General features: G+C 70.9%; 19 protein-coding genes. 16 read left to right on the top strand and 3 right to left on the bottom strand.

All coding sequences use genetic code 11. The annotated features are described in order from the left end of the window. The first annotated feature begins 471 nt into the window (after positions 1 to 471). The 10 genes from ACLB9X_RS18730 to ACLB9X_RS18775 all read left to right on the top strand — a co-directional run bounded on the left by ACLB9X_RS18730 (position 472) and on the right by ACLB9X_RS18775 (position 14,789). Complete coding sequence (locus tag ACLB9X_RS18730) at positions 472 to 2,412, top strand: PIG-L family deacetylase (protein WP_410361523.1); 1,941 nt, start codon at positions 472 to 474, stop codon at positions 2,410 to 2,412. A gap of 45 nt (positions 2,413 to 2,457) precedes the next feature. Further along, a complete protein-coding gene (galE, locus tag ACLB9X_RS18735) occupies positions 2,458 to 3,438 on the top strand; it encodes a UDP-glucose 4-epimerase GalE (RefSeq protein ID WP_410361524.1) in 981 nt (326 codons plus the stop codon). Positions 3,439 to 3,573: 135 nt separating this feature from the next. Next, positions 3,574 to 5,595, top strand: a complete 2,022-nt coding sequence (locus ACLB9X_RS18740) for a glycosyltransferase family 4 protein (protein WP_410361525.1) — start codon at positions 3,574 to 3,576, stop codon at positions 5,593 to 5,595. A gap of 230 nt (positions 5,596 to 5,825) precedes the next feature. Beyond that, positions 5,826 to 7,310, top strand: a complete 1,485-nt coding sequence (locus ACLB9X_RS18745) for a D-ribitol-5-phosphate cytidylyltransferase (protein WP_410361526.1) — start codon at positions 5,826 to 5,828, stop codon at positions 7,308 to 7,310. Positions 7,311 to 7,467: 157 nt separating this feature from the next. Then, a complete protein-coding gene (locus tag ACLB9X_RS18750) occupies positions 7,468 to 9,519 on the top strand; it encodes a hypothetical protein (RefSeq protein ID WP_410361527.1) in 2,052 nt (683 codons plus the stop codon). Between the two features lie 147 nt (positions 9,520 to 9,666). Beyond that, the gene (locus ACLB9X_RS18755; protein WP_410361528.1) at positions 9,667 to 10,908 is read left to right on the top strand and encodes a glycosyltransferase family 2 protein; all 1,242 of its coding nucleotides are present in this window, start codon (positions 9,667 to 9,669) and stop codon (positions 10,906 to 10,908) included. Between the two features lie 62 nt (positions 10,909 to 10,970). Continuing rightward, on the top strand, positions 10,971 to 12,038 hold the full coding sequence (locus tag ACLB9X_RS18760) for a glucose-1-phosphate thymidylyltransferase (RefSeq protein WP_410361529.1): 1,068 nt from the start codon (positions 10,971 to 10,973) through the stop codon (positions 12,036 to 12,038). Then, positions 12,035 to 13,021 carry a dTDP-glucose 4,6-dehydratase gene (gene rfbB / locus ACLB9X_RS18765; protein WP_410361530.1) on the top strand — a complete coding sequence of 329 codons (987 nt, stop codon included), beginning with the start codon at positions 12,035 to 12,037 and terminating at the stop codon, positions 13,019 to 13,021. Before ACLB9X_RS18760 ends, rfbB begins: the two co-directional genes overlap by 4 nt. Positions 13,022 to 13,050: 29 nt before the next feature. Further along, the gene (rfbD, locus tag ACLB9X_RS18770; RefSeq protein ID WP_410361721.1) at positions 13,051 to 13,917 is read left to right on the top strand and encodes a dTDP-4-dehydrorhamnose reductase; all 867 of its coding nucleotides are present in this window, start codon (positions 13,051 to 13,053) and stop codon (positions 13,915 to 13,917) included. Between the two features lie 77 nt (positions 13,918 to 13,994). Continuing rightward, positions 13,995 to 14,789, top strand: a complete 795-nt coding sequence (locus ACLB9X_RS18775; protein ID WP_410361531.1) for a class I SAM-dependent methyltransferase — start codon at positions 13,995 to 13,997, stop codon at positions 14,787 to 14,789. Positions 14,790 to 14,852: 63 nt separating this feature from the next. Here the strand turns inward: ACLB9X_RS18775 and rfbC are convergent, their stop codons facing one another. Together rfbC and ACLB9X_RS18785 are read right to left on the bottom strand one after the other, a co-directional pair. Then, positions 14,853 to 15,464, bottom strand: coding sequence for a dTDP-4-dehydrorhamnose 3,5-epimerase (gene rfbC, locus ACLB9X_RS18780; RefSeq protein ID WP_410361532.1), 612 nt, complete (start codon positions 15,462 to 15,464; stop codon positions 14,853 to 14,855). Between the two features lie 115 nt (positions 15,465 to 15,579). Next, a complete protein-coding gene (locus ACLB9X_RS18785) occupies positions 15,580 to 17,637 on the bottom strand; it encodes a glycosyltransferase family 2 protein (protein ID WP_410361533.1) in 2,058 nt (685 codons plus the stop codon). A 301-nt stretch (positions 17,638 to 17,938) separates the two neighbouring features. Between ACLB9X_RS18785 and proB the strand changes: the two genes are divergently transcribed. The 5 genes from proB to ACLB9X_RS18810 all read left to right on the top strand — a co-directional run bounded on the left by proB (position 17,939) and on the right by ACLB9X_RS18810 (position 23,453). Further along, positions 17,939 to 19,066 (top strand): glutamate 5-kinase, encoded by a 1,128-nt coding sequence (proB, locus tag ACLB9X_RS18790; RefSeq protein ID WP_410361534.1) that lies wholly within the window; start codon positions 17,939 to 17,941, stop codon positions 19,064 to 19,066. 140 nt (positions 19,067 to 19,206) lie between these two features. Beyond that, complete coding sequence (locus tag ACLB9X_RS18795; protein ID WP_410361535.1) at positions 19,207 to 19,830, top strand: hypothetical protein; 624 nt, start codon at positions 19,207 to 19,209, stop codon at positions 19,828 to 19,830. Positions 19,831 to 19,894: 64 nt separating this feature from the next. Then, the gene (locus ACLB9X_RS18800) at positions 19,895 to 21,187 is read left to right on the top strand and encodes a glutamate-5-semialdehyde dehydrogenase (protein WP_410361536.1); all 1,293 of its coding nucleotides are present in this window, start codon (positions 19,895 to 19,897) and stop codon (positions 21,185 to 21,187) included. A 90-nt stretch (positions 21,188 to 21,277) separates the two neighbouring features. Beyond that, positions 21,278 to 21,883, top strand: coding sequence for a hypothetical protein (locus ACLB9X_RS18805; protein WP_410361537.1), 606 nt, complete (start codon positions 21,278 to 21,280; stop codon positions 21,881 to 21,883). A gap of 499 nt (positions 21,884 to 22,382) precedes the next feature. Next, entirely contained in the window at positions 22,383 to 23,453 is a 1,071-nt protein-coding gene (locus tag ACLB9X_RS18810; protein ID WP_410361538.1) for a hypothetical protein, read from the top strand. A 155-nt stretch (positions 23,454 to 23,608) separates the two neighbouring features. Here the strand turns inward: ACLB9X_RS18810 and ACLB9X_RS18815 are convergent, their stop codons facing one another. After that, a complete protein-coding gene (locus tag ACLB9X_RS18815; protein ID WP_410361539.1) occupies positions 23,609 to 24,676 on the bottom strand; it encodes a M48 family metallopeptidase in 1,068 nt (355 codons plus the stop codon). Positions 24,677 to 24,891: 215 nt separating this feature from the next. Between ACLB9X_RS18815 and ACLB9X_RS18820 the strand changes: the two genes are divergently transcribed. Continuing rightward, positions 24,892 to 25,056, top strand: coding sequence for a hypothetical protein (locus ACLB9X_RS18820; RefSeq protein ID WP_177153505.1), 165 nt, complete (start codon positions 24,892 to 24,894; stop codon positions 25,054 to 25,056). Positions 25,057 to 25,065 lie beyond the last annotated feature (9 nt).

Consider the following 25,065-nt stretch of genomic DNA (forward strand, 5'->3'; position numbering starts at 1 on the left):
CGGCCCGGCGAGCACGCTTCGCAGCGCCCACCGCATAGGGCAGCAGTGAGTCACTCACGGCGATCCCGGCTTCCACTCAAGGCTGATGGTCAGCGTCGCATGGTGCCAACAATGAGAGGCATCGGCAAGTTGACTCACAAATCGACCCTTATGTGATGACGATCACGTGATCCTGTGAAACCTGATTTCACGGTTTCCCTCTTTACGTGTGGCGATCTTGCTCGGTCGTCGCAGACGTCAAGGGGGGACATGGGTCGCCGGTTCGAAGCTCATTATCCTGCGCCGCCCCGGCGCGCCGTACTGATGTCCCTGGCCGGCGTCGCCGCGGTGGGCCTGGCGGGCAACCGCGCCCTGAGCCGCCCCTCTGCCGGTTCCGACGCAGCGGGCGGCGCGGCCGGTTCCGGTGTGCCGGTGCGACGACTGGGCGCAGAGCCGCGGAACGGATTCACGCAACCCGGTGCTGCGCGGGTCATGCAGATCGTGGCTCATCCGGACGACGACCTGTTCTTCATGAATCCCGACGTGGCCCACACGCTGGCCGGCGGAGTGCCGTTGATCTCCGTCTATGTCACGGACGGGGGCTCCTTCGGGATGAACGCGGTCCCGGGCCGGCCGAAGCCGGCGGCGGACGTTCCGGCGTATGTCTCCGCGCGCCAGCAGGGACTGCGGCAGGCGTACGCGCAGATGCTCGGTGCACCGCTGTTCACGGCCTGGGAGCGCACGGCTGTCCGGCTGCCGGGAGGGCGCGAGGCCGAACTCAACCGGCTCGAGCACGACGGAAGGCGGGTGGAGCTGATCTTCCTCAGCCTCCGGATGCACGCGAGGGACCGGGGCAGAGCCGTCAACCTGACGCACCTGTGGAGCAGTCCGGGTGTCCGTCTCCCGACCCAGCCCGCACCCGAGTCCTCGGTCCGGCGGACGTTCTCGTACACCCGTGAGGACCTGATCGACACCCTCGTCTTCCTGCTCCGGCGTCACCGGCCCACCCTGATACGGACGCTCGACCCGGACCCGGACGCCCAGGTGCACGATCAGCGGCATCCGCGCGGCAGCGATCAGCGCGGCTACTCGGATCACCCCGACCACACCGCTGCGGCACTCTTCGCCTGGCGCGCACTCGCCGAGTGGGCCGACGGAACCGGAGGCAACGCCAAGGCCCCCGCTTTCCAGACCGAGTCCTACCGTGGCTACTACAACCAGCGCTGGCCGCACAATCTGCCCTCGGAGACGGTCGCCCTCAAGGCCCGTTACCTCAACGCCTACGGCGGTGACCCGTCCTGGGAGTGCGGCAACGCGTCCGGCTGCGGCGACTACGCGATCGGTGGCGACCGGGTCCTGCTCTCGAAGCGTGGCTGGGTCCGCAGCACGCATCGGCGGTATCCGACCGCCGGCCCCAAGGCCGTGACCGGCGCCAACGGCGCCCTGTCGGTGTACGGAGTGCTCGGGACCCGGCTCGCGCGCTGGACCGGTACACTTGAGGGCGGCTTCGGCGCGCCCGAGGACCTCGGCGGCGGACCGCTGGCGCCGGCGATAGCCGTGACAACGGATGCGGACGGACGCCTCCTGATCTTCGCCCTGCGCTTCTCACGGATGGACGCGAGCGCCTCGCGCAACGTCCGCGAGATCGTCATGCTCCGGCAGGGCAGGCCAGGAGGCGATTTCGAGGCCGGCTGGCGCAGTCTCGGCAACCCCGAGACCGAGCCCCGGCGCAGCCGGCTGACCGGTCCACCGACGGCTGTGACCGGGGCCGACGGCCGTGTCCATGTCTTCGTGCGCAACGGAGGCAAGGGGGTGAGCACCCGCGTGCTCGACCGCCAGGGCAACTGGTCGCCCTGGCGGCGGCTGCCCGGCGGGTACATACAGGACGGCCTGGCCGCCACGGTGGACGGCGACGGGCGCATCCATCTGTTCGCCGCCTCCTCGGGATGGGTGGAGCACTGGACCCAGCGCACGCCGACCGCCGGACTGCGCAAGGGGCCACGGAGTTTCGTGGCGGAGCCGGGGGATGCCCCCGACGCCGTCACTGCCGCGGACGGTTCCGTGCTCGTCGGCTACCGGCGGGTCGCCAGCGACCGCGTGATGGTCGAGCGCCTGGCCGTGGGGCGGACACGCCGCTGGTCGACGGTGGCGGACGTGCCGGTGCCCGGGTACGGGCGCGTCAGTCTGGTCGGCGGCCGGAGGCCGGGGGCGGACGACCTGCGCATGGCCGTCGGCACCGGTACCGCTGAGGGGCTGGTGTACGACGGCGGCGACGGCACGGTGGCCAGGGCGAGAGTCCAGGGGCTCGGCTTCTCGGTGGGAACCCCGGCAGTCATGGGCGCCGCGGGCGGCGGCCCGGCGGCGGTGGTCACCCTCTCGATGGACGGCAGGCCCGTGGTCGCACCGCTGCGGGACATTCCGGGCCGGGCCTGAGGGGTCTCGGTGAAGCGCCGCTCGGCAGCCTTCTAGACTGACCGGATGACGTGGATGATCACAGGCGGTGCCGGCTACATCGGGTCTCATGTGGTGAAGGCCCTCACCGAAGGCGGTGAGCGGGTGGTCGTCCTCGACGACCTCAGCACCGGCGACCCGGCCAGGCTGCCGGCCGGCGTACCGCTGGAGCGCGGATCGGTACTGGACCGGGATCTGGTCGACCGGGTGCTGCGCGACCACGCGGTCGAGGGCATTGTCCACGTGGCGGCGAAGAAGCAGGTCGGCGAATCCGTCGAGCGTCCGCTCCACTACTACCGCGAGAACGTCACGGGACTCCAGACCCTGTTGGAGGCCGCCGCCGACGCGGGTGTCCGCCGTTTCCTGTTCTCCTCTTCGGCCGCGGTCTACGGGATGCCCGACGTCGACCTGGTCACGGAGCAGACCGAGTGCGCACCGATGAGTCCGTACGGGGAGACCAAGCTCGCGGGCGAGTGGCTGGTGCGGGCGGCCGGCCGCGCGCACGGCATGGCCACCGCCTCGCTCCGGTACTTCAACGTGGCCGGCGCCGCGTCCGCCGAACTCGGTGACCCCGGCATCTTCAACCTGGTGCCCATGGTGTTCGAGCGTCTCGACCAGGGCCTGCCGCCTCGGATCTTCGGCAACGACTACGCGACGCCGGACGGCACGTGCGTACGGGACTACATCCACGTCGAGGACATCGCGTCCGCGCATGTGGCGGCCGCGCGCCGGCTCGTCGAGGACTCCTCCGCCGAACTCGTCCTGAACATCGGCCGGGGTGAGGGCGTGTCCGTCGCCGAAATGGTGCGCCTCATCTGCGAGGTCAGCGGTTACTCGGACATCGAGGCCGAGATCGCGCCCCGCCGCGCCGGGGACCCGGCCAGGGTGGTGGCCGCGGCCGATCTGATCCACAAGGAGCTGGGCTGGAGCGCCCGCTACGACGTCCGGGAGATGGTCGCCTCGGCATGGCAGGGCTGGCGCCTGCGGCACCCCGTTCCGCACCGCTGAGACAGGCAGGCCAGTAGCCCCCACGCGGGCAACGGCCCGTTCCGGATGACTGTCACACATTCACCCGGAACGGGCCGAACCATGGCTGGCAGGGAGACACCGGGCATACCGTGAGCAGAAGCGAACGGAGTGCCGATGAAGATCTCCTTTCTCATCCACACCATTTACGGAATCGGCGGGACCATCCGCACGACGCTGAATCTGGCGGAGGAGCTGGCCGATCGCCACGAGGTCGAGATCGTCTCGGTCTTCCGGCACCGCGACGACTCCGCGTTCGCCCTGGATCCGCGCATCACCGTCGTGCCCCTTGTCGACACCCGTCAGGGCAGCGCCGACCGCCAGGAGTCCCTGTTCGCCGAGCCCGCCGTCGCCTTCCCGCGCGCCGAGGCCCGCTACAAGGAGTACAACCGCCTCGTCGACGAGCGCGTGCGCGCCCACTACGCCGCGTCCGACGCGGATGTCGTCGTCGGCACCCGCCCCGGCCTCGTCGCCTACGTCGCCCAGTTCGCCCCGGCCACCGCCGTCCGCGTCGGCCAGGAGCACATGACGCACAACCACCACAGGGCCGCGCTGCGCGAGGAGATGTACGAACACCTCGCCACCGTCGACGCGTTCGTCACCGTCTCCGAAGGCGACGCCACGGTGTGGCGCGAGAAGATGCCGCTGCCCACCACCCGCGTGCTGTCGATTCCCAACAGCGTCCCCGAGCCGTCCGTCCCGCCTTCCGACGGCACCGGCAGGACCGTCGTCGCGGCCGGGCGGCTCGCCGCCGAGAAGCAGTACCACGTCCTCGTCGACGCCTTCGCCGAGGTCGTCAGGCAGCGGCCCGACTGGTCCCTGCGCATCTACGGCTCCGGCGACCAGCGCGACCGGCTGCGCGCCCGTATCGATGAGCTCGGCCTGTACAACGCGATCCATCTGATGGGCCCTCACTCGCCCATCGAGCCCGAGTGGGCCAAAGGGGCTATCGCCGCGTCGACGTCCCGTCACGAGTCGTTCGGCATGACCCTCGTGGAGGCGATGCGCTGCGGCGTGCCGATGGTGAGCACCGACTGTGACTACGGGCCGCGCGAGATCATCGAGGACGGCGTCGACGGTCTGCTCGTGCCCGTCGGCGACGCGCACGCCGTCGCCCGGGCGCTGCTGCGGCTGATCGACGACGAGGACCTGCGCCGCCGCATGGGCGCCGCCGCCGTGCGCAACGCGCGCCGTTTCGACCCGGGCGTGGTCGCCAAGCAGTACGAGACCCTCTTCGACGAGCTCGCCGCCGAGGCGGCGCAGCGCACGCACATCCCCGGGACGACCCCGGTCGCCGACTGCGCGGTCGCCGTCGACGGCTCGGTGACAGTGCGTCTGGTCGCGCCGCTGCCGGAGGATATCGAGAACGGCGCGCGGCTGGTGTGCACCCGCACCGGGGACCGTACCGAGGTGCGGACCTTCGACTTCGACGCACGCGGTTCCGCGACCGTCCCGACCGGCGAGGTCTTCCCGGAGGGCGTGTGGAACGTGTTCGTGGAGCCGGCCGGGGCCGGCGCCCGCGGCCGGGTCACGGCCCGCGTGGTCGACCAGCGCGGCGCCCTGCACGCGGCCGAGCGGCTGAGCCCGGGCGGGCCGGTGCACAATCTCGTCCCGTACGAGGACAAGGCCAAGGGCGGTGCGCTGATGCTGCGCGCCTGGCACCGGCCGATCCACGCCGAGGCCGCGGACGTCCGGGTCGACGGCTCCCGGTTCACCCTGGCGGGCAGCATGCTCGGCACGGCGACGGTGGCCGGCCGTCCGACGCTGGTGCTGCGCCGCCGCGGCAGGCCCACGGACGAGCTGCTGTTCCGCGGCGAGCGCGTCGGCGAGGACGGCTTCCGCTTCTCCTTCTCCGCCACGGTGCCCGCCGCCTCGCAGACCACCTCCCACGACGTGTGGGACGCCTTCATCCGCTGTGCGTCGGACGCCGGACCGGTCAGGATCGGGCGGATTCTCGATGATGTGGTGACGAAGCATCGGATCTTTGTTTTTCCCCACACCGTGATGTGCAAGAAACGTGCAGGAAGCGCTGCGCGCGTCATTGCCGATCGAGTACGAGGAAGACCGCGAAAGAAGATCCGCGTGCGTGTTTTCTACACGCTCTCCAACGACCTCGCACTCAATGTGGTGGATCTGTAACCGCTCGTTTGTGCTTATTTGACCCGATTCATTCCGCCCGCATGTGTGGCGTCGATCACTCGTTCGTGTTGTGCCGCGTGGGGGTGAGGGCTCCGATCGCCCGTACGCCAGGGGGTTTACCTACTTGTGTGCGCGGCGTCACCTGTCTTGCGAGAAGGTAAATGAGAATGCAAGCATCGGTTTACCGCCCCAAGCCCTCGCACGATAGGTTCTCTTTTCCTGTGCAGCCCATGGCCAAATCTCGAACCACTGCTGTCCTGCTTGCCGGTGGGACCGGCCAGCGCGTGGGTCTGTCGATTCCCAAGCAGCTGCTGAAGATCGCCGGCAAGGCCGTCATCGAGCACACACTCACAATCTTCGAACAGGTGGACGTCATTGACGACGTCATCGTGCTGATGGCCCCCGGCTATGTGCCGGATGTCGAAAAAATCATTGCAAAGGCCGGGCTGACCAAGGTCGTCAAGGTCATCGAGGGCGGCGCCACGCGCAACGAGACCACCGAGCGCGCCATCGCGGCCCTCGGGGAGGACCTGGCCGAGAGCGAGGACCGCAACGTCCTGTTCCACGACGCCGTCCGCCCCCTGCTCTCCGAGCGCGTCATCAAGGACTGCGTCGACGCCCTGGACCGTTACCAGGCCGTCGACGTCGCCATCCCGTCCGCGGACACGATCATCGTGACCCGCACGCACGGCGAGGACGGCGAGTTCATCACCGACGTCCCGGACCGCTCCCGGCTGCGCCGCGGCCAGACCCCGCAGGCCTTCAAGCTGTCGACGATCCGCAGGGCGTACGAGATCGCGGCCGGCGACCCGAACTTCCAGGCGACCGACGACTGTTCGGTCGTGCTCAAGTACCTGCCGGACGTGCCGATCCACGTCGTCGCGGGCGACGAGTACAACATGAAGGTCACGCAGCCGGTCGACGTCTTCATCGCCGACAAGCTCTTCCAGCTCGCCTCCACGACCGCCCCGGCGCAGACCGACGAGGACGCCTACCGCGAGCTGCTGGCGGGCCGGACCATGGTCGTCTTCGGCGGCTCCTACGGCATCGGCGCGGACATCGCCAAGCTGGCGGAGTCCTACGGCGCCAAGGTTTACGCGCTGGGCCGCTCGACCACCGGCACGCACGTCGAGAACCCGGAGCACGTCGACGACGCGCTGTCCACGGCGTACGCCGAGACGGGTCGCATCGACTACGTCATCAACACCGCGGGCGTGCTGCGCATCGGCAAGCTGGCCGAGACGGACAACACGACCATTCAGGAGGCGCTGAACGTCAACTACCTGGCCCCCGTGCAGATCGCGCGCGCCTCGCACAAGTACCTGGCGGAGACCAAGGGCCAGTTGCTGCTGTACACCTCCAGCAGCTACACCCGCGGCCGCGCCGAGTACAGCCTCTACTCCTCCACCAAGGCCGCGATGGTGAATCTCACTCAGGCCCTGGCCGACGAGTGGGCCGCCGACGGCATCCGCGTCAACTGCGTGAACCCGGAGCGCACCGCCACCCCGATGCGCACCAAGGCGTTCGGCACCGAGCCGGCCGGTTCGCTGCTGTCGTCCGAGGCCGTGGCCCGTACCTCGCTCGACGTGCTGCTGTCCGCGCTGACCGGTCATGTGATCGACGTACGGCAGCAGGACCCGACCCATGGCGCCTGTGAGGCGTCGGGTTTCGAGCAGGCGCTCGCGGCTCTCCTGGACCGTCACGGAGACGCGTGATGCCGGGCGGCAGGGCCTCGGCAGCCGCCGCAAGGCGCGCCGCGGGGGCCCGTGTCCGTGAAGCCGGGCCTTCACATTTCCTTCGCGCCACGGTTTCAGAACGCAAACAGTCGGCACCATCTGGAGCAGGTTCTTCGTGATTTCGAAAGCCATTCGCATGGCTCGTGTGGGCAGCGGATCGGAGCTGGCCGCCGCAATTCTCCTGATGCTCGGATTCCCGAGCGTCATACTCGCGGCGATAATCCCCAGTCTCTGGTTCTTCACGGCTGCCGTCGCCGTGACCTACCTCGCCGACCAGTACCTGCACCAGCGGTCCAGCTACCTGGTCAACCGGCTGGCCAAGGTCCGTGCGGGCCTGTCGATCCGCTTCCTCGTGCGCCAGCTGCTGCTGGTGCTGCTGCTGGCCCGTATGGGGTACGCGGAGGAGGCCGTCTTCTACGTGACGGTCGCCTGCCTCCTCGGCTTCTACGGTCTCCAGGCGCCGCACGGCGCGATCGTCACGCTGATCAGGCTGCGCCGGAAGCTGCCGGTGGTCACCCGCAACATCGCCCTGGAGCACCTGCGCATTCCCGACGCCCCGAGGCCCGGTCTGATCAACCGTTCCGCCGAGAAGATGCTGCATCTCGACGTCTTCTCCTTCGTGGGCGTGCTCGTCGCGGTCGAGACCGGCGCGAGCGTGTTCGCGTACGCGGGTCTCGGTCTGACGCTGCTGCTCGCCGTCGGCTATCTCGCCGTACTGCTGCCCTATGTCCGCGGCGCGCGACTGCCCGCCTCGCCGGATGAGGTGCTCGCGGGCGTCGACGCCTGGCTGCGCGCGTACAAGCCGACCGTGATGCTGTACTTCTCCGGCTCCAAGGACTCCGCGTACCAGGTCAACATGTGGCTGGAGACGATGGCGCAGGTCGGCGGCCGGCCGCTGATCTTCCTGCGCGAGCGCAACATCGTGCCGCAGCTCGGCAACACCTCGGTCCCGGTGCTCTGCGTGCCGGGCGGTGTGCACCTGATGAACCTGGACCTGTCGTCCGTGCGCGTCGCGCTGTACGTGGCCAACGTCGGCAAGAACATCCACATGCTGCGCGTGCCGACCATGAAGCACGTCTTCATCGGTCACGGCGACAGCGACAAGCTCGCCAGCGTCAACCCGTTCAGCAAGGCGTACGACGAGGTGTGGACGGCGGGCCGCGCGGGCCGCGACCGGTACGCGCTGGCCGACGTCGGTGTGCTCAGCGAGGACATCGTCGAGGTCGGCCGTCCGCAGCTCGCCCCCATCGAGCCCTGGACGGGCAAGCCCCGCAACCCGATCCCGACCGTGCTCTACGCACCCACCTGGGAGGGCTGGGACGACAACCCCGGCAACACCTCCCTGCTGCTGGCCGGCGAGAACATCGTCAGGCGGTTGCTGAACTCCGAGCAGCCGGTCCGCCTGATCTACAAGCCGCACCCGTTCACCGGCACCCGCGACCCCAGGGCCAAGGCCGTGCACGAGCGGATCACCGCCATGGTCGAGAAGGCCGCGGCGGCCCGCGCGAGCGAACCGGGGTGGGCGGAGCAGGCCGCGGCGCACGCCGCGGACCAGGCCGCCGCGCGTGCGGAGCTCCAGCGCGTCGAGGCACGGCTCGCCGAGCTGTCGGGCTCGGCCCGCGTCGGCCGCGACGAGGCCGAGGAGTCGCGCGACTCCGTGGCGGACCCGGCGCGTGAGGCGGAGACCGCGAAGCTGGGTGACGAGTGGAACGCCGCGTACTGGCGCTCCTTCGGCTGGTGGGAGCACAAGGTCGTCACCGGCCCGCAGCCGCGCCTGTACGACTGCTTCAACCAGTCGGACGGCATGGTCTCGGACATCTCCAGCGTGGTCTCGGACTTCATCGCGAGCGGCAAGCCGTACGCGGTCACGGACTCCGCCGGGCTGGGCGAGGCCGAGTTCAAGCGGCAGAACACCGCGGTGCGCGCCGCGGTCGTCCTCTCCAACAGTGCGGTCGAGCTCGACGAGCTGCTCACCGCCGTCGCCGACCGGGACGCCGACCCGCGTGCCGCGGCACGGCACGAGCTCAAGGAGTACCTGCTCGGCCCGGACGAGCCGGCCTCCATCGAGCAGTTCGACGCGGCGGTGCAGGCCCTCGCGGCCAAGGCGGAGGCCCGCAACGCCGGTGTGCTGCAGCGTCTGGCGGAGCCGGAGCAGTCGCCCGGCATGGACGACACGCCGGTCGGCTGACACGCCGGCGTGAACGGCCCGGTGGCATCCCGCGAGGGACCACCGGGCCGTTCCGCGTGACGGCTCGCGCCCCTGGAACGAGGTACACCTTTTTGCCCGGTGGGTCACAAAAGGCAACCTATGGGTGTTTCCGGTTGTCTTGTGTGCGTGAAGGACAATCTCGTGCCCGACGTCACGGTTGTCGTCGGCGCCTACGAAGCCATGCCCTACCTCGTCCGCTGCCTGGACTCGGTGGAGTCCCAGACGCTGGGGGCCGACCGCATCGAGCTCGTCGCGGTCGACGACGGGTCGACCGACGGCACGGGGGAGTACCTGGAGGAGTTCGCCGCCCGGTCCAAGGTCCGCACCACGGTGATCAGGCAGCCCAACTCCGGCGGCCCGAGCGGTCCGCGGAACCTCGGCCTCTCCCTCGCCCGCGGCCGCTACGTCTTCTTCCTCGACGCCGACGACTTCTTCGGGGACGAGGCGCTGGAGCGCATGGTCGCCATGGCCGACCGGGCCGGGACGGACGTCGTGCTCGGCCGGATGGCGGGGTGCGGGCGGGGCGTGCCGCGCTCGATGTTCGAGCGGACGGAAGAGCGCGTGGACGTCCGCACGTCGCGCGTCATCTACGCGCTCAGCGCGCAGAAGCTGTTCCGCCGCGAGCTGCTGTGCCGGCTCGGCCTCCGCTTCGACGAGACCCTCCTGACCGGCGAGGACTCGCTGTTCACCATGGAGGCGTACCTCAGCGGCAACGGTGTCTCCGTCGTCGCCGACTACGACTGCTACTACCTGGTCGGCCGGGAGGACGGCAAGCACGCGACGAGGCGCGGCACTTACCAGCACCGCTTCGAGGCGCTGACCGCCCTGGCCCGGCTGATCGCCCGGCTCGAACGGCCGGGCCGCGGGCGGGACCTGCTGATGCTGCGGCCCTTCACCGTCGGGCTGCTGCAGCAGTTCGGGCCGGCCCTGCTGCGCGCGCCGGAGTCCGAGCAGCTGGACCGGCTGCGGCTGGCGGCGGCGATGACGGATCCGTACTGGACCAAGGGCGTCGCCCGGCGTGTCAAGGTGGGGGAGCGGCTGGTGCTGGAGTGCGTGGCCCGGAAGCGACTCGATCTGCTGAAGGACGTCCTCGAGTTCACCGCCGCCAAGAAGGTGCCGGAGGTGGTCCGCCGCGGCCGCGCGGGCCGGATCTACCTCGCGTACCCGCACTTCGAGGACCGCCGCAGCGGCCTGCCCCGGTCCGTGTACGAGGTGACCGTGCCCGACTGGTCGGGCAGCCGGCGCGTTCACCCGCCGAAAGTCCGGAGCCTTCCGCGCCGGATTCTCGGCAGGATTCGCAGGAGTGCGGCGCGCGTTCGTCGGGCAGGCGTATTGCGCTACGGGAAAGGGAGGGTGAGAGATAGGTAACATGCGAAGTGCCCGAGCGGATCCCCTGGGGGACGCTCTTCCGACTTCTTAGGGCAGGGACAGTGAAGGCACTCGTACTCGCAGGAGGAGCCGGGACACGACTCCGGCCCATTACGCACACGTCCGCCAAACAATTGGTGCCGGTCGCCAACAAACCGGTGCTCTTCTACGGCCTGGAGGCGATTGCGGAGGCCGGGATCACCGAGGTCGGCGTCATTGTCGGGGAAACGGCCGCGGAGATCGAGGAAGCGGTCGGCGACGGATCCCGGTTCGGCGTCAAGGTCACCTACATTCCGCAGGAGCGGCCGCTCGGGCTCGCGCATGCGGTGGTCATTTCCCGGGAGTTTCTGGGAGAAGACGATTTTGTCATGTATCTCGGTGACAACTTCATCGTCGGCGGCATCAGCGGACTCGTCGACGAATTCCGCGCCGAGCGACCCGACGCGCAGATCCTGCTCACCAGAGTCGAGGACCCGACCTCCTTCGGCGTCGCCGAACTCGACGGACAGGGCCGGGTCGTGGGCCTGGAGGAGAAGCCGCAGCAGCCCAAGAGCGACCTCGCGCTCGTCGGCGTCTATCTCTTCACCCCTGCCGTGCACGAGGCCGTGCGGGCCATCGAGCCCTCCTGGCGCGGCGAGTTGGAGATCACGCACGCCATCCAGTGGCTGATCGACAAGCACCGGGACGTGCGGTCCACGACGATCGCCGGCTACTGGAAGGACACCGGCAACGTCACCGACATGCTGGAGGTCAACCGCTCGGTGCTGGAGACCGTTGAGCCCCTGGTGGAGGGCGTGGTCGACGACGACTGCGAGCTGATCGGCCGGGTCCGCGTCGAGGCGGGCGCCCGGATCACCAACAGCCGCATCGTCGGCCCCGCTGTGATCGGCGGTGACACGGTGATCAGCGGCTCGTACGTCGGCCCCTTCACCTCCGTCGCCGAAGGCTGCCGGATCGAGGACAGCGAGATCGAGTACTCCATCGTCCTGCGCGGCGCCACCATCACCGGCGTCCGGCGCGTGGAGGCGTCCCTGATCGGCCGGGACGTCGAGGTCACCCCCGCGCCCCGCACCCCCTCCTCCCACCGACTCGTGCTCGGCGACCACAGCAAGGTGCAGATCTCCTCATGACCACCAAGATCCTGGTGACCGGCGGCGCCGGATTCATCGGCTCCCACTACGTGCGCACGCTGCTCGGCCCCGACGGGCCCGGCGGCGTGGCCGTCACCGTCCTCGACAAGCTCACCTACGCGGGCAACTCCGCGAACCTCGACGCGGTGCGGGACCGCCCCGGCTTCGACTTCGTGCACGGCGACATCTGCGACGCCGGACTCGTCGCCAAGCTGATGGCCGAGCACGACCAGGTCGTGCACTTCGCCGCCGAGTCGCACGTGGACCGCTCCATCGACGGCGGCGCCGAGTTCGTCCGTACGAACGTCGTCGGCACGCACACGCTCGTGGACGCCGCCCACCGGGCCGGCGTCGGGACGTTCGTGCACATCTCCACCGACGAGGTCTACGGCTCCATCGACGAGGGCTCCTGGCCCGAGACGCACCCCCTGCAGCCCAACTCGCCCTACTCGTCGGCCAAGGCGGCCGGCGACCTGATCGCCCTGTCGTACCACCGCACCCACGGCCTGGACGTACGGGTGACCCGCTGTTCCAACAACTACGGGCACCACCACTTCCCCGAGAAGGTCATCCCGCTGTTCATCACGAACCTGCTGGACGGCCGCAAGGTCCCGCTCTACGGCGACGGCGGCAACGTCCGCGACTGGCTCCACATCGACGACCACGTCCAGGGCATCGAACTGGTCCGCACCAAGGGCCGCCCCGGCGAGGTGTACAACATCGGCGGCGGGACCGAGCTGTCCAACAAGGAGCTCACCCGCCTGCTGCTCGACGCCTGCGGCGCCGACTGGGACACCAGCGTCGAGTACGTCACCGACCGCAAGGGCCACGACCGCCGCTACTCGGTCGACTGCACCAAGATCCGCGAGGAGCTCGGCTACGAGCCGCGCAAGGACTTCGCCACCGGACTCGCCGAGACCGTGCGGTGGTACCGCGACAACCGCGCCTGGTGGGAGCCGCTGAAGGAGCGTGCGGCGCTGTGAGCACCTGGCTCGTCACCGGCGCCGGCGGCATGCTGGGCCGCGACGTCCTCGGCCGGCTGGCGGCGGCCGGCGTCCCCGCGGCCGGGCTCGCCCGCCGCGACCTGGACATCACCGGCCCCGACGCGGTGCGCGCCGCCCTGGACACGCACCGGCCGGAGGTGGTGGTCAACTGCGCCGCATGGACGGACGTCGACGGCGCCGAGGAGCACGAGGAGGCCGCCCTCGCCGTCAACGGCACCGGCCCCCGGCTGCTCGCCGAGGCGTGCAAGGAGAGCGGCGCCGTCCTGCTGCACGTCTCCACCGACTACGTCTTCGCCGGTGACGCCCACGAGCCGTACGCCGAGGACGCCCCCGCGGGCCCGCGCAGCGCGTACGGGCGCACCAAGCTGGCCGGGGAGCGCGCCGTGCTGGACCTGCTGCCGGAGACCGGCCACGTCGTGCGCACGGCGTGGCTGTACGGCGCGGGCGGCCCGAACTTCGTGCGCACCATGATCCGGCTGGAGGCCGCCCGGGACACCGTGGATGTCGTGGACGACCAGCGCGGCCAGCCGACCTGGAGCGCCGACCTCGCGGACCTGCTGGTCCGGCTCGGGCGCGGCGCACGGGCCGGCACCGTGCCCGCCGGGATCCACCACGGCACCAGCGCGGGGGAGACGAGCTGGTACGGACTCACCCGCGAGATCTTCCGGCTGCTGGGCGCCGACCCGGAGCGCGTACGCCCCACGACCAGCGCCGCGTTCGTACGGCCCGCGCCTCGCCCCGCGTACAGCGTGCTGGGACATCAGGCGCTGCGGCGCAGCGGTGTCGAACCGATTCGCGACTGGCGAGAAGCGCTCGCAGAAGCGTTCCCGGAAGTCGTCGCGGCAGAGCGCGAATCGGGTGCTACCGGCGCGTAGACGTTTACGTCCGGTCCGCGTCCACGCTAACTTCACTGGGAATCAATCCATTTGATTCCCAGCGAAGGGCTCCGTCAGTGGACCGCCATGGCTTCCTGCGCCAGCTGCACCGCATCTGCAAACCGCGGAACTATCTGGAGATCGGGGTAAACGACGGACGCAGTCTGGCGCTTTCCCGGGTTCCCTCCGTGGCGATCGACCCGGCATTCCGGGTCGTGACGAGCATCAGCTGCGATGTGCACCTGGTCAGAGCCACGAGCGACGATTTCTTCGCCCGCGAGGACCCTTTGATCCATCTGCGCACCGGCCGCAATCCCTTTCGCGCGCTCGCCCGCAAGGACCCGATGAACGTCCTCGGCGGCGAACCGCGCATCGAGCTGTCGTTCATCGACGGTATGCACCTGTTCGAGTACGCGCTGCGCGATTTCATGAACGTCGAACGGCACTCCCGTTGGTCCAGCGTGATCGTTCTCGACGACATGCTCCCGAGGAACGTGGACGAGGCCGCCCGCGACCGGCACACGAAGTTCTGGGCGGGCGACGTCTACAAGGTCGTCCAGGTGCTGCGGAAGTACCGCCCGGACCTGGTCGTCGTCGAGGTGGACACCGCGCCCACCGGTGTCGTCGCCGTCTTCGGCGCCGATCCGCAGAGCACCGTCCTCAAGGACGCGTACGACAAGATCATCGAGGAGTACGTCGTCCCCGACCCCCAGGACGTCCCGGAAGAGGTGCTGGTCCGGAAGAACGCCGTGCAGCCCGAGGCCCTGCTCGGTGCCGACTTCTGGCCGGGGCTGATCCGGGCCCGCACGCTGCGCAGGTCGCGCGCCTCGTTCGCGCCCGTGCGCCGCGGCATCGAGAAGATCACCGGCTGAGCTCTGCCGGCCGCGCGGAAAGGCCCCGGGTCCGCCGACCCGGGGCCTTGTCCGTCCGTGGGCTCAGCCGACGGGCGCGTCCGCTGCGCTCAGCCGCAGGTAGTACGCCTCGCACTCCTCGTACGACGGCAGCAGCCCCTGCCGCTCGGCCTCGGCCAGCGTCGGCGCGGCGGCGTCCTTCTCGGACAGCAGCGGAGTGACACCCTCGGGCCACTCGATGCCGAGGTCCGGGTCGAGCGGGTGGATGCCGTGCTCGCGCTCGGGGGCGTATCCCTCGGAGCACAGGTAGACGACCGTCGCGTCGTCGGTGAGGGCCATGAAGGCGTGGCCGAGGCCCTCGGCGAGGTAGACGGCGTGGTGGTCGGCGTCGTCGAGGCGTACGGCCTCCCAGCGGCGGTACGTCGGCGAGCCGACGCGGATGTCCACGATCACGTCGACGACCGCGCCGCGTACGCACGTCACGTACTTGGCCTGGCTCGGCGGGACATCGGCGAAGTGGATGCCGCGCAGCGTGCCACGGGCCGAGACCGAACAGTTGGCCTGCTCCAGGCGGAGCCGGTGCCCCGCCGCCTCGGCGAGGTCCGGTGCTCTGAACCACTCGTGGAAGCTCCCGCGGCTGTCGGGGAAGACCTTCGGCTCGTGCACCCATGCTCCGCCGATCGAGAGCTGCCGCATCTGTTCCGCTCCTCGCTGTGTGATCGTCGCTGTCGTGCTCGGGGCTGTCCTCATCGCTTCCGAAAGCCGCGTGCCCGCCGGGCACGTCCGGCCGCGTACCCGCCGGGCGCTTCCGTCAGCCCAGCAGACGGGCCGCCAGCCGCCGCGCCTTCTTGCGGCCCGCCGGCGGCAGTTTGCGCACCACCGGACCGGCCACGGCCCGGGCCGCACGCCGCAGCGCCGCGCGTCGGCGGCGGGCGGCCAGCTTCCGCAGCAGCGCGGGGTCGACCACAGGGAGGCCGTCGTCGATCTGGAGCCGTCCGGCGCGGTCCACACCCACATCGCAGAGCGGCAGCAGCGGTCCCTTCGCCCCGTCCAGCCGGACCGACAGCTGCCAGTCCCCCTCCGGAGCACCGGGGACGCGCCGCGGAACGCTCAGGTGCGCCCGTCCCACCTCGGGCCGCAGCGTCCCGGGGAACGTGTGCACGGGGTCCGGCGTCTCCTCGGACTGCGAGGGCTTGGTGAGCACGAGCTCCGGCTCACCCGTGCCCACGCCCGTCCCGGGGCCCGTGCCGTCGGTCGTGAACAGGTCGAGCCGCAGCTGAATCCCGGCCCCCGGCATGCGCAGCACCGGGCGCCCCGCGAGGTGGGGGGCCACCTTCTTGCCGCGGCGCGCCACGTCGAGCGTGAGGTTGCTGTGCGGGTTGGTGAAGTACGGGATCACCGAGCGCGGCGGGGACGACAGCAGCCCGGGCAGGCAGTGGTCGTCGACCTCCGGGTCGCGGTCGGCGCCCAGGCGCGCCTTGCGGACCAGCCCCAGGCCGCGCACGCTCACCCAGGCGTCCCAGAAGCCACGGGGGAGGCCGCCCCGGCCCTTCTTCCCGTCCTCGGGGGCCAGCCGGCCCTTGCCGCGCAGCACGACCTCGCAGCTGCCGTCGTCGCGGTCCTCGACGTGCGCCGTGAACGTGGCGGGGCACAGCCACTCGACGGCCGTCTCGCGGTCGCGCAGCGAGAGCTCGGCCGAGAAGCCGTCCAGGTCGCCGGTGATGTCGACGAATTCGCCTGCGGGCAGGAAGCGGCCGGTGACGTCCGGGTGCAGATACAGGCGGCCGTCACGGCGCAGCAGGGGCAGCGGCTCGCGGTCGTCGCCGTGCACCAGACGTGCGGTGATGCCGATCGCGATGCGGCCGTCGTCCTCCCAGGCGAGGTCCTCCAGCCGCACCGCGCCCTTGACGGTGGACGCGAACCGGGCCAGCCGTACGAGGCCCTCCGCGTCGTCGTTGCGCAGCAGGGCCGAGCGCAGCCGCAGCAGCGGGCCGAGGCCGTTGTGCACGGCGTCGGTCATGAAGTCGAGCGCGAGGGGGCGCACCGCCTCGGTCATCTCGCGCAGGTACGTCTCGTCGTACTTCAGGACGGCGGGTTCGCTGAGCCTGCCGAGCATCTCGACCCGGTAGAAGCGGCGCAGCACCCGCTCCCGCAGCGGCCCGGGCTCGGTGCCCGCCACGACCACGTCCAGGACCTCGCGGAGATTGCCGTAGTAGCCGGCCGGCACGAGCTTCGCGGATCCGGCGTTCTTGCCGTCGTCGCGCTTCGAGTAGTGGTAGCAGGTGTAGGTGCCGAGGATCGAGACGACTTTGGCGGGGATGTACGCCCTCATCATGTACAGCTGGTCCTCGAGGCGGCGCTTGCCCTCCGGGTAGGCGATGCCGTGCTCGCGCAGGAACTGCGTACGGAACATCTTGTGCGGTGTGAGGCTGTCGTAGAGCGGGGCGTTGCGCAGGGAGCACTTCTCGCGGTTCCTGCGGAACACGCCGTGCGGGACACCCCGGAAGTTGCTGGCGACCTTGCCCATCACGATGTCGGAGCCGTTGCGGTGGCCCATGTCGTACAGCCGGCGCAGGGCGTCGGTGCCGAGGTGGTCGTCCTGGTCGAGGAACTGGACGTACTCGCCCTTCGCCTCCGTGACACCAATGTTGCGCGGCTTGCCGGGCCAGCCCGAGTTCGGGATGTGGATCGCGCGGAAGTGCGGGTGCTGGGCCGCCAGCTCGTCCAGCCGGGCGGGGGTGTCGTCGGTCGACCCGTCGTCGACGAACAGGACCTCGAACTCCTCGGCCGGCAGCGTCTGCCCGAGCAGCGACTCGATGCAGGGGTCGATGTACTTGCCGGGGTTGTACACCGGGATGACGACACTCACTTTGACCGACACTTTGTGCCCCGTCTCTTGAGGGAACCCGAGTCGAAGGTGGGGCCGGAGGCAGGGTGATGCGGGCGCGCGCCACCGCCCACCAGCACCTTAGCGGTTGTCCGAATTCTGTATCGGTAACCGGATCAAACTCGTGCTATGGGAAAGCGTTTACAGGCGTCCTACGGCGTGGCGCACGGCACCACACGCCCGTCCGGGAGGCCGAAATCGGTCGGCGCGGCCTGCCGTGCCGGCTGTCCAGCGGGCGGAATGCGCGCGCACCCGGCAGCCGCCCTGGCATAGATTCGGGCGTGTGACAGTGGCAAGACAGCAGGTGACCCAGGCCCGCAGGATCGTCGTCAAGGTCGGTTCGTCGTCGTTGACGACCGCCGCGGGAGGCCTCGACGCCGACCGCGTGGACGCCCTCGTCGACGTCCTCGCCAAGAGCCGCAGCGGCGGCGAGAAGGAGATAGTCCTCGTCTCCTCCGGAGCCATCGCCGCGGGGCTCGCCCCGCTCGGCCTGACCCGGCGCCCCAAGGACCTGGCCCGCCAGCAGGCCGCCGCCAGCGTCGGCCAGGGACTGCTCGTCGCCCGCTACACCGCCTCCTTCGCCCGGTACGGCGTCCGTGTCGGCCAGGTGCTCCTGACCAGCGACGACACCAGCCGACGCGCCCACTACCGCAACGCCTACCGCACCCTGGACCAGCTGCTCGCCATGGGCGCCGTCCCGGTCGTCAACGAGAACGACACGGTCGCCACCGACGAGATCCGCTTCGGCGACAACGACCGGCTCGCCGCCCTCGTCGCCCACCTCGTCCGCGCCGACCTGCTGGTGCTGCTCTCCGACGTCGACGGCCTCTACGACGGGGACCCCGCGCGCCCGGACACCTCGCGCATCGACGAGGTCCGCGGGCCCGAGGACATCGCCCACGTGCAGATCGGCAGCGCCGGCAAGGCGGGCGTCGGCACCGGCGGCATGGTCACCAAGGTCGAGGCCGCCCGCATCGCGGCCGCCGCCGGTGTGCCCGTTGTCCTCACCTCTGCCACCCGCGCGGCCGACGCCCTCGCGGGCCGCGCCACCGGCACCTTCTTCCACGCCACCGGACGCCGCTCGGCCGACCGCCTGCTGTGGCTGGCGCACGCCTCCACCCCGCAGGGCTCGCTCACCCTCGACGACGGCGCGGTGCGGGCCGTCGTCAAGGGCCGCAAGTCGCTGCTGCCGGCCGGGATCGCCGCGGTGGACGGCGAGTTCAGCGCAGGTGACCCGGTCGAGCTGCGCGACACCGGCGGCCGCGCCGTCGCCCGCGGCCTCGTGAACTTCGACGCCAAGGAGATCCCGCAGCTGCTCGGCCGCTCCACCCGCGAGCTGGCCAGGGAGCTGGGCCCCGCGTACGAACGGGAGGTCGTACACAGGGACGATCTCGTCGTTCTGGAGCCCTGACCGGACCCTGAAAGGGCGGAAAGTCCCGCCATCTGGCAGAGACCTTTGACAAAACGGCCCCACACCCCGCCGCGGGCTGGTCCACTTTGTTGCGGGGGTTGGCGGGGTTACGGCAACGACGCAGCAACAGGAGGCCGCCGGTGAATCGAGCGCGCCCTGGGGACATGCCCCGAGGCAAGGGAAGGGCGGCCGCCTCTGCCCGCCGGCCGATGGGCGAGGAGCGCACCCTGACCAGCGTCGGCGGGGCCGCCGATCTCGACGACGGGTTCGACGGGGCATTCGGCGACGGGCTCGGGGACGGGCGCGGCGGGGCCGGTGGTCCCGCGCGAGCCGGGGCTCCGGCGCACCCGGCGGCCGGTACGGTCTTCCCGCCCGGTGTGCGGGGCGTCGCCGAGGTGCCGGGCCGGCCGGACGAGCAGGCACTGTCGAAGCTGTGGCACATCACCCTCAGCGTCTCGGGACCCGAGGCCCCGCTGAAGGAGGTCCGCCGCGGCCTGGAGCAGCTCGCCCACGACCACCCCTTCCTGCTGACCAGCCGCTACGCCAACGACCACGCGGAGATCCGCTACTGGGAAGAGGCCCGCGACCTGCACGACGCGGCGGCCGTGGCCCTGCGGCTGTGGGGCGAGCACCGCTCGACCGCCAAACTGCCGCCGTGGGAGATCGTCGGCCTGGAGGTCATCGACCGCCAGACCTACCACCAGCGGATCGCCGAGGGCTACGGCCCGCCGCCCGCCTCCCCGGTGGGTGTCCACCCCTTCTGAGGCTTGTGTCTCGCACTGCGGGATACGTTCCGGACTGCCGCGGCGGGCGCACTACCCTGCGGGTATGACGTCGCTCTCTTCGGTCTCGCCGTACGACAACATGTCCCCGGTCGCCCAGGTCGCCTACCGGGCCCGGGCCGCTGCCGCCGACCTCGCGCCGCTGCCGCGGTCGGCGAAGGACGACGCGCTGCTGGCGATCGCCGACGCGCTGGAGGTCCGCACCAGTGAGATCGTCGAGGCCAACGCCGAGGACATCGCGCGGGCCCGCGAGGCGGGCACCAGCGAGGCGATCATCGACCGGCTCACGCTCAACCCCGAGCGGGTACGCGCCATCGCCGCAGACGTGCGGCACGTCGCGGCGCTGCCCGACCCGGTGGGTGAGGTGGTGCGCGGCTCGACCCTGCCCAACGGCATCGACCTGCGCCAGGTGCGCGTCCCGCTCGGCGTCGTCGGCATCATCTACGAGGCCCGGCCCAATGTGACCGTGGACGCCGCGGCGCTCTGCCTGAAGTCCGGCAACGCGGTGCTGCTGCGCGGCTCCTCCTCCGCGTACTCCTCCAACACCGCGCTGGTGAGGGTCATCCGCGACGCGGTCGGCGGCTCCGGGCTGCCCGCCGACGCGGTGCAGCTGGTGCCCGGCGAGAGCCGCGACTCCGTACGGGAGCTGATGCGCGCCCGCGGCATGGTGGACGTGCTCATCCCGCGCGGCGGCGCCTCGCTGATCCGTACGGTCGTCGAGGAGTCCACGGTCCCCGTCATCGAGACCGGCACGGGCAACTGCCACGTCTACGTCGACGCCGAGACCGACATCGACACGGCGATCGAGATTCTGATCAACTCCAAGGCGCAGCGCCCCAGCGTCTGCAACGCCGCGGAGACCCTCCTGGTCCACAAGGACGTCGCCGCCGCCTTCCTGCCTCGCGCGCTGGACGCGCTCGCCGACGCGGGCGTGACCGTGCACGGCGACGAGCGCGTCGTGGAGTACGCGGACGCCACCAAGGCCACGATCGTGCCGGCGACCGCCGAGGACTGGGAGACCGAGTACCTCTCCTACGACATCGCGGCGGCGGTCGTGGAGTCCCTGGAGGCGGCCGTCGCCCACATCCGGCTCTGGTCCTCCGGCCACACCGAGGCGATCGTCACCACCTCGCAGGCCGCTGCCCGCAAGTTCACCCAGTTGGTCGACTCGACGACGGTCGCCGTGAATGCGTCCACGCGTTTCACCGACGGTGGTCAGTTCGGATTCGGCGCGGAGATCGGCATCTCGACGCAGAAGCTGCACGCGCGCGGGCCGATGGGCCTGCCCGAGCTGACCTCCACGAAGTACATCGTCACCGGCGACGGTCACATCCGGTGACCGTCAGGGGCGTCCTCCGGGACGTCACCCGGGCGGGGAGAGTTCGTCCTCTCCCTGCCCAAACCTCCCGGCCCGGTCTACTCTGAGAACGTGCCGGACGACATGGGGGGCAGGCCGTTTCACGACGGCGGGGACCCTGAGGACGTCGACCGCGGGGGCGCGGACGAGGACTTCGCCTCCGTGGTGTTCGACGAGGATTTCGTCCGGGCCGCCGAGATCCACGAACCGACCGCGGTCGAGCGTCTGCTCGCCGCCGCGGAGGCGCGCGCGGAGGCCGAATCCGCGCGCTCCGGCCCGCGCGGCGGGCCCTCGGACGACGACCTCTACGACGAGCGTCACGGCCCCGGCGGCCCCGGCCCCGGCCGGGCGTACGGGGACGAGGACGACGGCCTCGACGCCGTGAGCCCGTACGGCCGTCACGGGGGTGCCCTGCGTCCCTACCGCGGCACGGCGCGCTGGCACCGGCCCGTGGCCTGGATCCTGGCCCTGGTAATGGGCATCGGCATGGTCGCCCTCGCCTTCACCGCGGTCTACCGGGGAGCCGCCGGCAACCGCGAGGACCAGGTGCCGCAGCCCGCGCGGACGGGCGTGGACGCGCCTCCGACGGGCGCGACGGTCGGCGGCCGCGGTGGCGGCCCGACGTCGGCCGCCGACCACCCGGCACCCCAGGTCCCGGCGGGCCCCCGGACGCCGTAGGCGGACGCCGCGCAGCCCCGGCGGGGGCGTGGACGCGCCGAGCGGGCCCGGGTGCCGCGAGGCCGCCCGCCTGGACCCGGCTCGCGCAGGTCCTGCACGACCGCCTGCGGACGCGCAGAGGGCAGGCCCGGGCATGCACCGGCCGCCGCAGTTCCGCGTATGCCCGCCATACGGGAGAGGGCCGAGTCGTCGGCCGTGACGCGTCCTTGTCCAGGGGCCCTCGGACACCTGGGTGCCGCTGGGCGCGTGCCGCGGACGGTGTCACGCTGTCCTGCAGACGGCGGCCGGGAGCCGAGTCGCCGGCCGCGACGGGTCCTGCCCAGGCCGCCACCCGGCGCCTGAGCGCCGCTCCGCGCATGCCCCCGCAGCCCCGGACGTCCCCTCCCGCGCACCTGCTGGGCAGGGGCAGGCTGCCCTGTGGACAGGTGCGTCAGAACTCGTCAGAACTTGTCGTGTACCAGCGCGTTTATCGTGACCGCGTCAGACCTACCCTGAAAGTATGGCTCGGCGCGGAGACCCGCCTGAGGGGACACCCGAGGGGCTCCCAGGCGGTGAGGACGAGTACCGATCCGTCGTGTTCGACGAATCGTTCGTGCGGGCTGCCCGGGTCCAGGAGTTCTCCGCCCAGGAGCGGATGGGCGAGCACGCGCCCGCCGTGCGGAGCGTCCCTGGCGGTGGGCGCCGCGCGTCGAAACAGATCCTGCTGATCGTCCTCGTCCTCGTCGTCGCCTTCGGCACCGCCGTCTATCTCGGCATCCGCCAGCCCCACCAGCCCGCCGCGGCCGGACCGGCGGAGCAGCTCCGCATCACGCTCGTCCCCCTCGCACCGCGCGGCCCGGTGCCCGGCGGCCCGCCCGCCGAGCTCTTCGCGCGCAGCCCCGCCGCCCAGTACCGCAGTGGCGCCGCGGGAATCACCATGCCCGCGTACAGCCGCACCGCCCACTTCACCGAAGGTCAGGTGGTGATCGCACTGACGATGGTCAAGGACTACCTGGTGGAGTCGTCCCTCAACCCCGGCGTGCTCACCGCAGGCGCGGTGCGCTCGGTGCGCGCACTGCTCCACCCCGACCAACTCGCCCAGTTCGACCGGAGCATGGTCGCGCCGACGGCCGACGGCCGGCACATCGCCACGGGCTGGCTGGTGCGCTTCGACCCGGCGAAGGTGGCCCTCGCGGACACCACCGCGCGGGTGCAGGGCACGCTGCTCGTCACGGAGACGGGGTCCGACGCGCTGGAGGTCACGTCCGACCACACCTTCGTCTACGCGCTGCGGCCCGCCGCCACGGCGGGGCCGGTGGACGACGAGGCGTCGCTCTTCACCGTACGGCGCGAGATGCGCTTCCGCGTCGACCGCGACGATCTGCGCCACCACCGGCTGGAGGTCGAGGCAAGCGCGGTCCAGGCCGGGCCCCAGGACTGCGCGTCCGACGCGACGAGCACGCTGCAACCGCTGCTCGCCGGCCGGCGGGCCGGCACGGACGGTCCGGCGGTCACCGACCCGTACGCACCGGGCCCCGCGGTCGCCGCCCTGTGCGGGGCCCTGTCCCCCGAGGCCCAGCCGTCACCGTGACACCGCGGGCACGGCTGCCGGCCGTACGGTCTCGCGCCCGTGCCGTCAGGCACCCACGCATCAGGCACTCGTGACGTCAGGCACTCGTGACGTCAGCGCCCGTGCGTTCAGGCACCCACGCCGTCACGCGCCCGTGCGCTCAGGCACCCGTGACGTCACGCGCCCGGCGAACCGTCGTCGCCCGTCCTGCCGCCGCCTCCCGCACTGCCGCCCGTGAACTTGTCGCGCAGCTTGCTGCCCAGGTCGCCCGCGCCGCCGGCCAGGTCGCCGACCAGCTTCATCAGCGGATCCTTGCTCGTCCGCACCGACTCCGCGTAGTGCGACGCCGACTCACGGAACGAGTCGCTCACCGAGGTGTCCTTGTCCTCCGTGCGCCGCGGGTAGTGGCCATCCATGATCCGCTGGTAGTCGCGGCTCTCGGCCCACTTCTTCAGCTCGGCCGCCCGGACGGTGGTGAACGGGTGCGAGCGCGGCAGCACATTGAGGATCTTCAGCACCGAGTCGCGGAGGTCGCCCCCGGCCTCGTACTCCTCGGCCTGCGCCAGGAACGCGTCCACGTTCATCTCGTGCAGGTGGTTGCCCCCGGCGATCTTCATCAGGCCGCGCATCGACGCCTGAAGGTCCTGGCCGACCAGCAGGCCCGCGCGGTCCGCCGAGAGCTCCGACTTGCGGAACCACTCCCGCAGCGCGGTGACGATCGCCATGATCGCCATGTTCCCCAGGGGGATCCAGGCGACCTTCAGGGCCAGGCTGGTGAGGAAGAGCAGTATCGTGCGGTACACCGAATGGCCGGAGAGGGCATGGCCCACCTCGTGGCCGACGACCGCGCGCATCTCCTCCTCGTCGAGCAGCTCCACCAGCCCGGTGGTGACGACGATGATCGGCTCGTCCAGGCCGATGCACATCGCATCGGGACGCGGGTCCTGCGTCACGTACATCGCGGGGACCTTCTCCAGGTCCAGGATGTAGCAGGCGTCCCGCAACATGCTGTGCAGGTGCGCGAACTGGGCGTCGCCGACCCGCACCGAGTCCGAGAGGAACAGCAGCCGCAGGCTGCGCTCGGGCAGCAGGCCGCTGAGCGCCTTGAACACGGTGTCGAACCCGGAGAGCTTGCGCAGCGCCACCAGCGCCGAGCGGTCCGCCGGATGCTCGTAGGCCCGCGAGGAGATTTCCGGGAACCGCTCACGCCGCCTGCTCGGCGCGTTCCCCTGGCTTTCGGTCATGGTGCCCCCTGTTGGTGATGCGTGTCGTGCTCGTCCCCCTTCAGGACCCCCAGACTAGGTGCTGGGGTTGCGACGCGGTGGGGGCTGTGGACAACCACAAGTGCCGAGCTGTGGACAGCACAACGACCGAGTCGGCGTGAGCGTGCCCGAACGGCCCGCATACGATGTGCGCGAAGTCCCTCCGCTCCGACTCCGATCGATAGGTCCTGCTGAAGATGAGCCTCACCAGCGCTGCCGCCGCCAACCTGGTCACTCTCGCCGAGGGCGCCGAGCACGGTGGCAACCACGCAAGCCTCAACCCGTACATCACCGGCGGCGGTGCGCTGCTCGTGCTGCTCCTGCTGCTGTGGGTGACCACCCGCTTCAACCGCGACCGCTGAGTCCGGGCC

This window comes from Streptomyces sp. 5K101 (assembly GCF_046506645.1).
Lineage (GTDB): Bacteria > Actinomycetota > Actinomycetes > Streptomycetales > Streptomycetaceae > Streptomyces.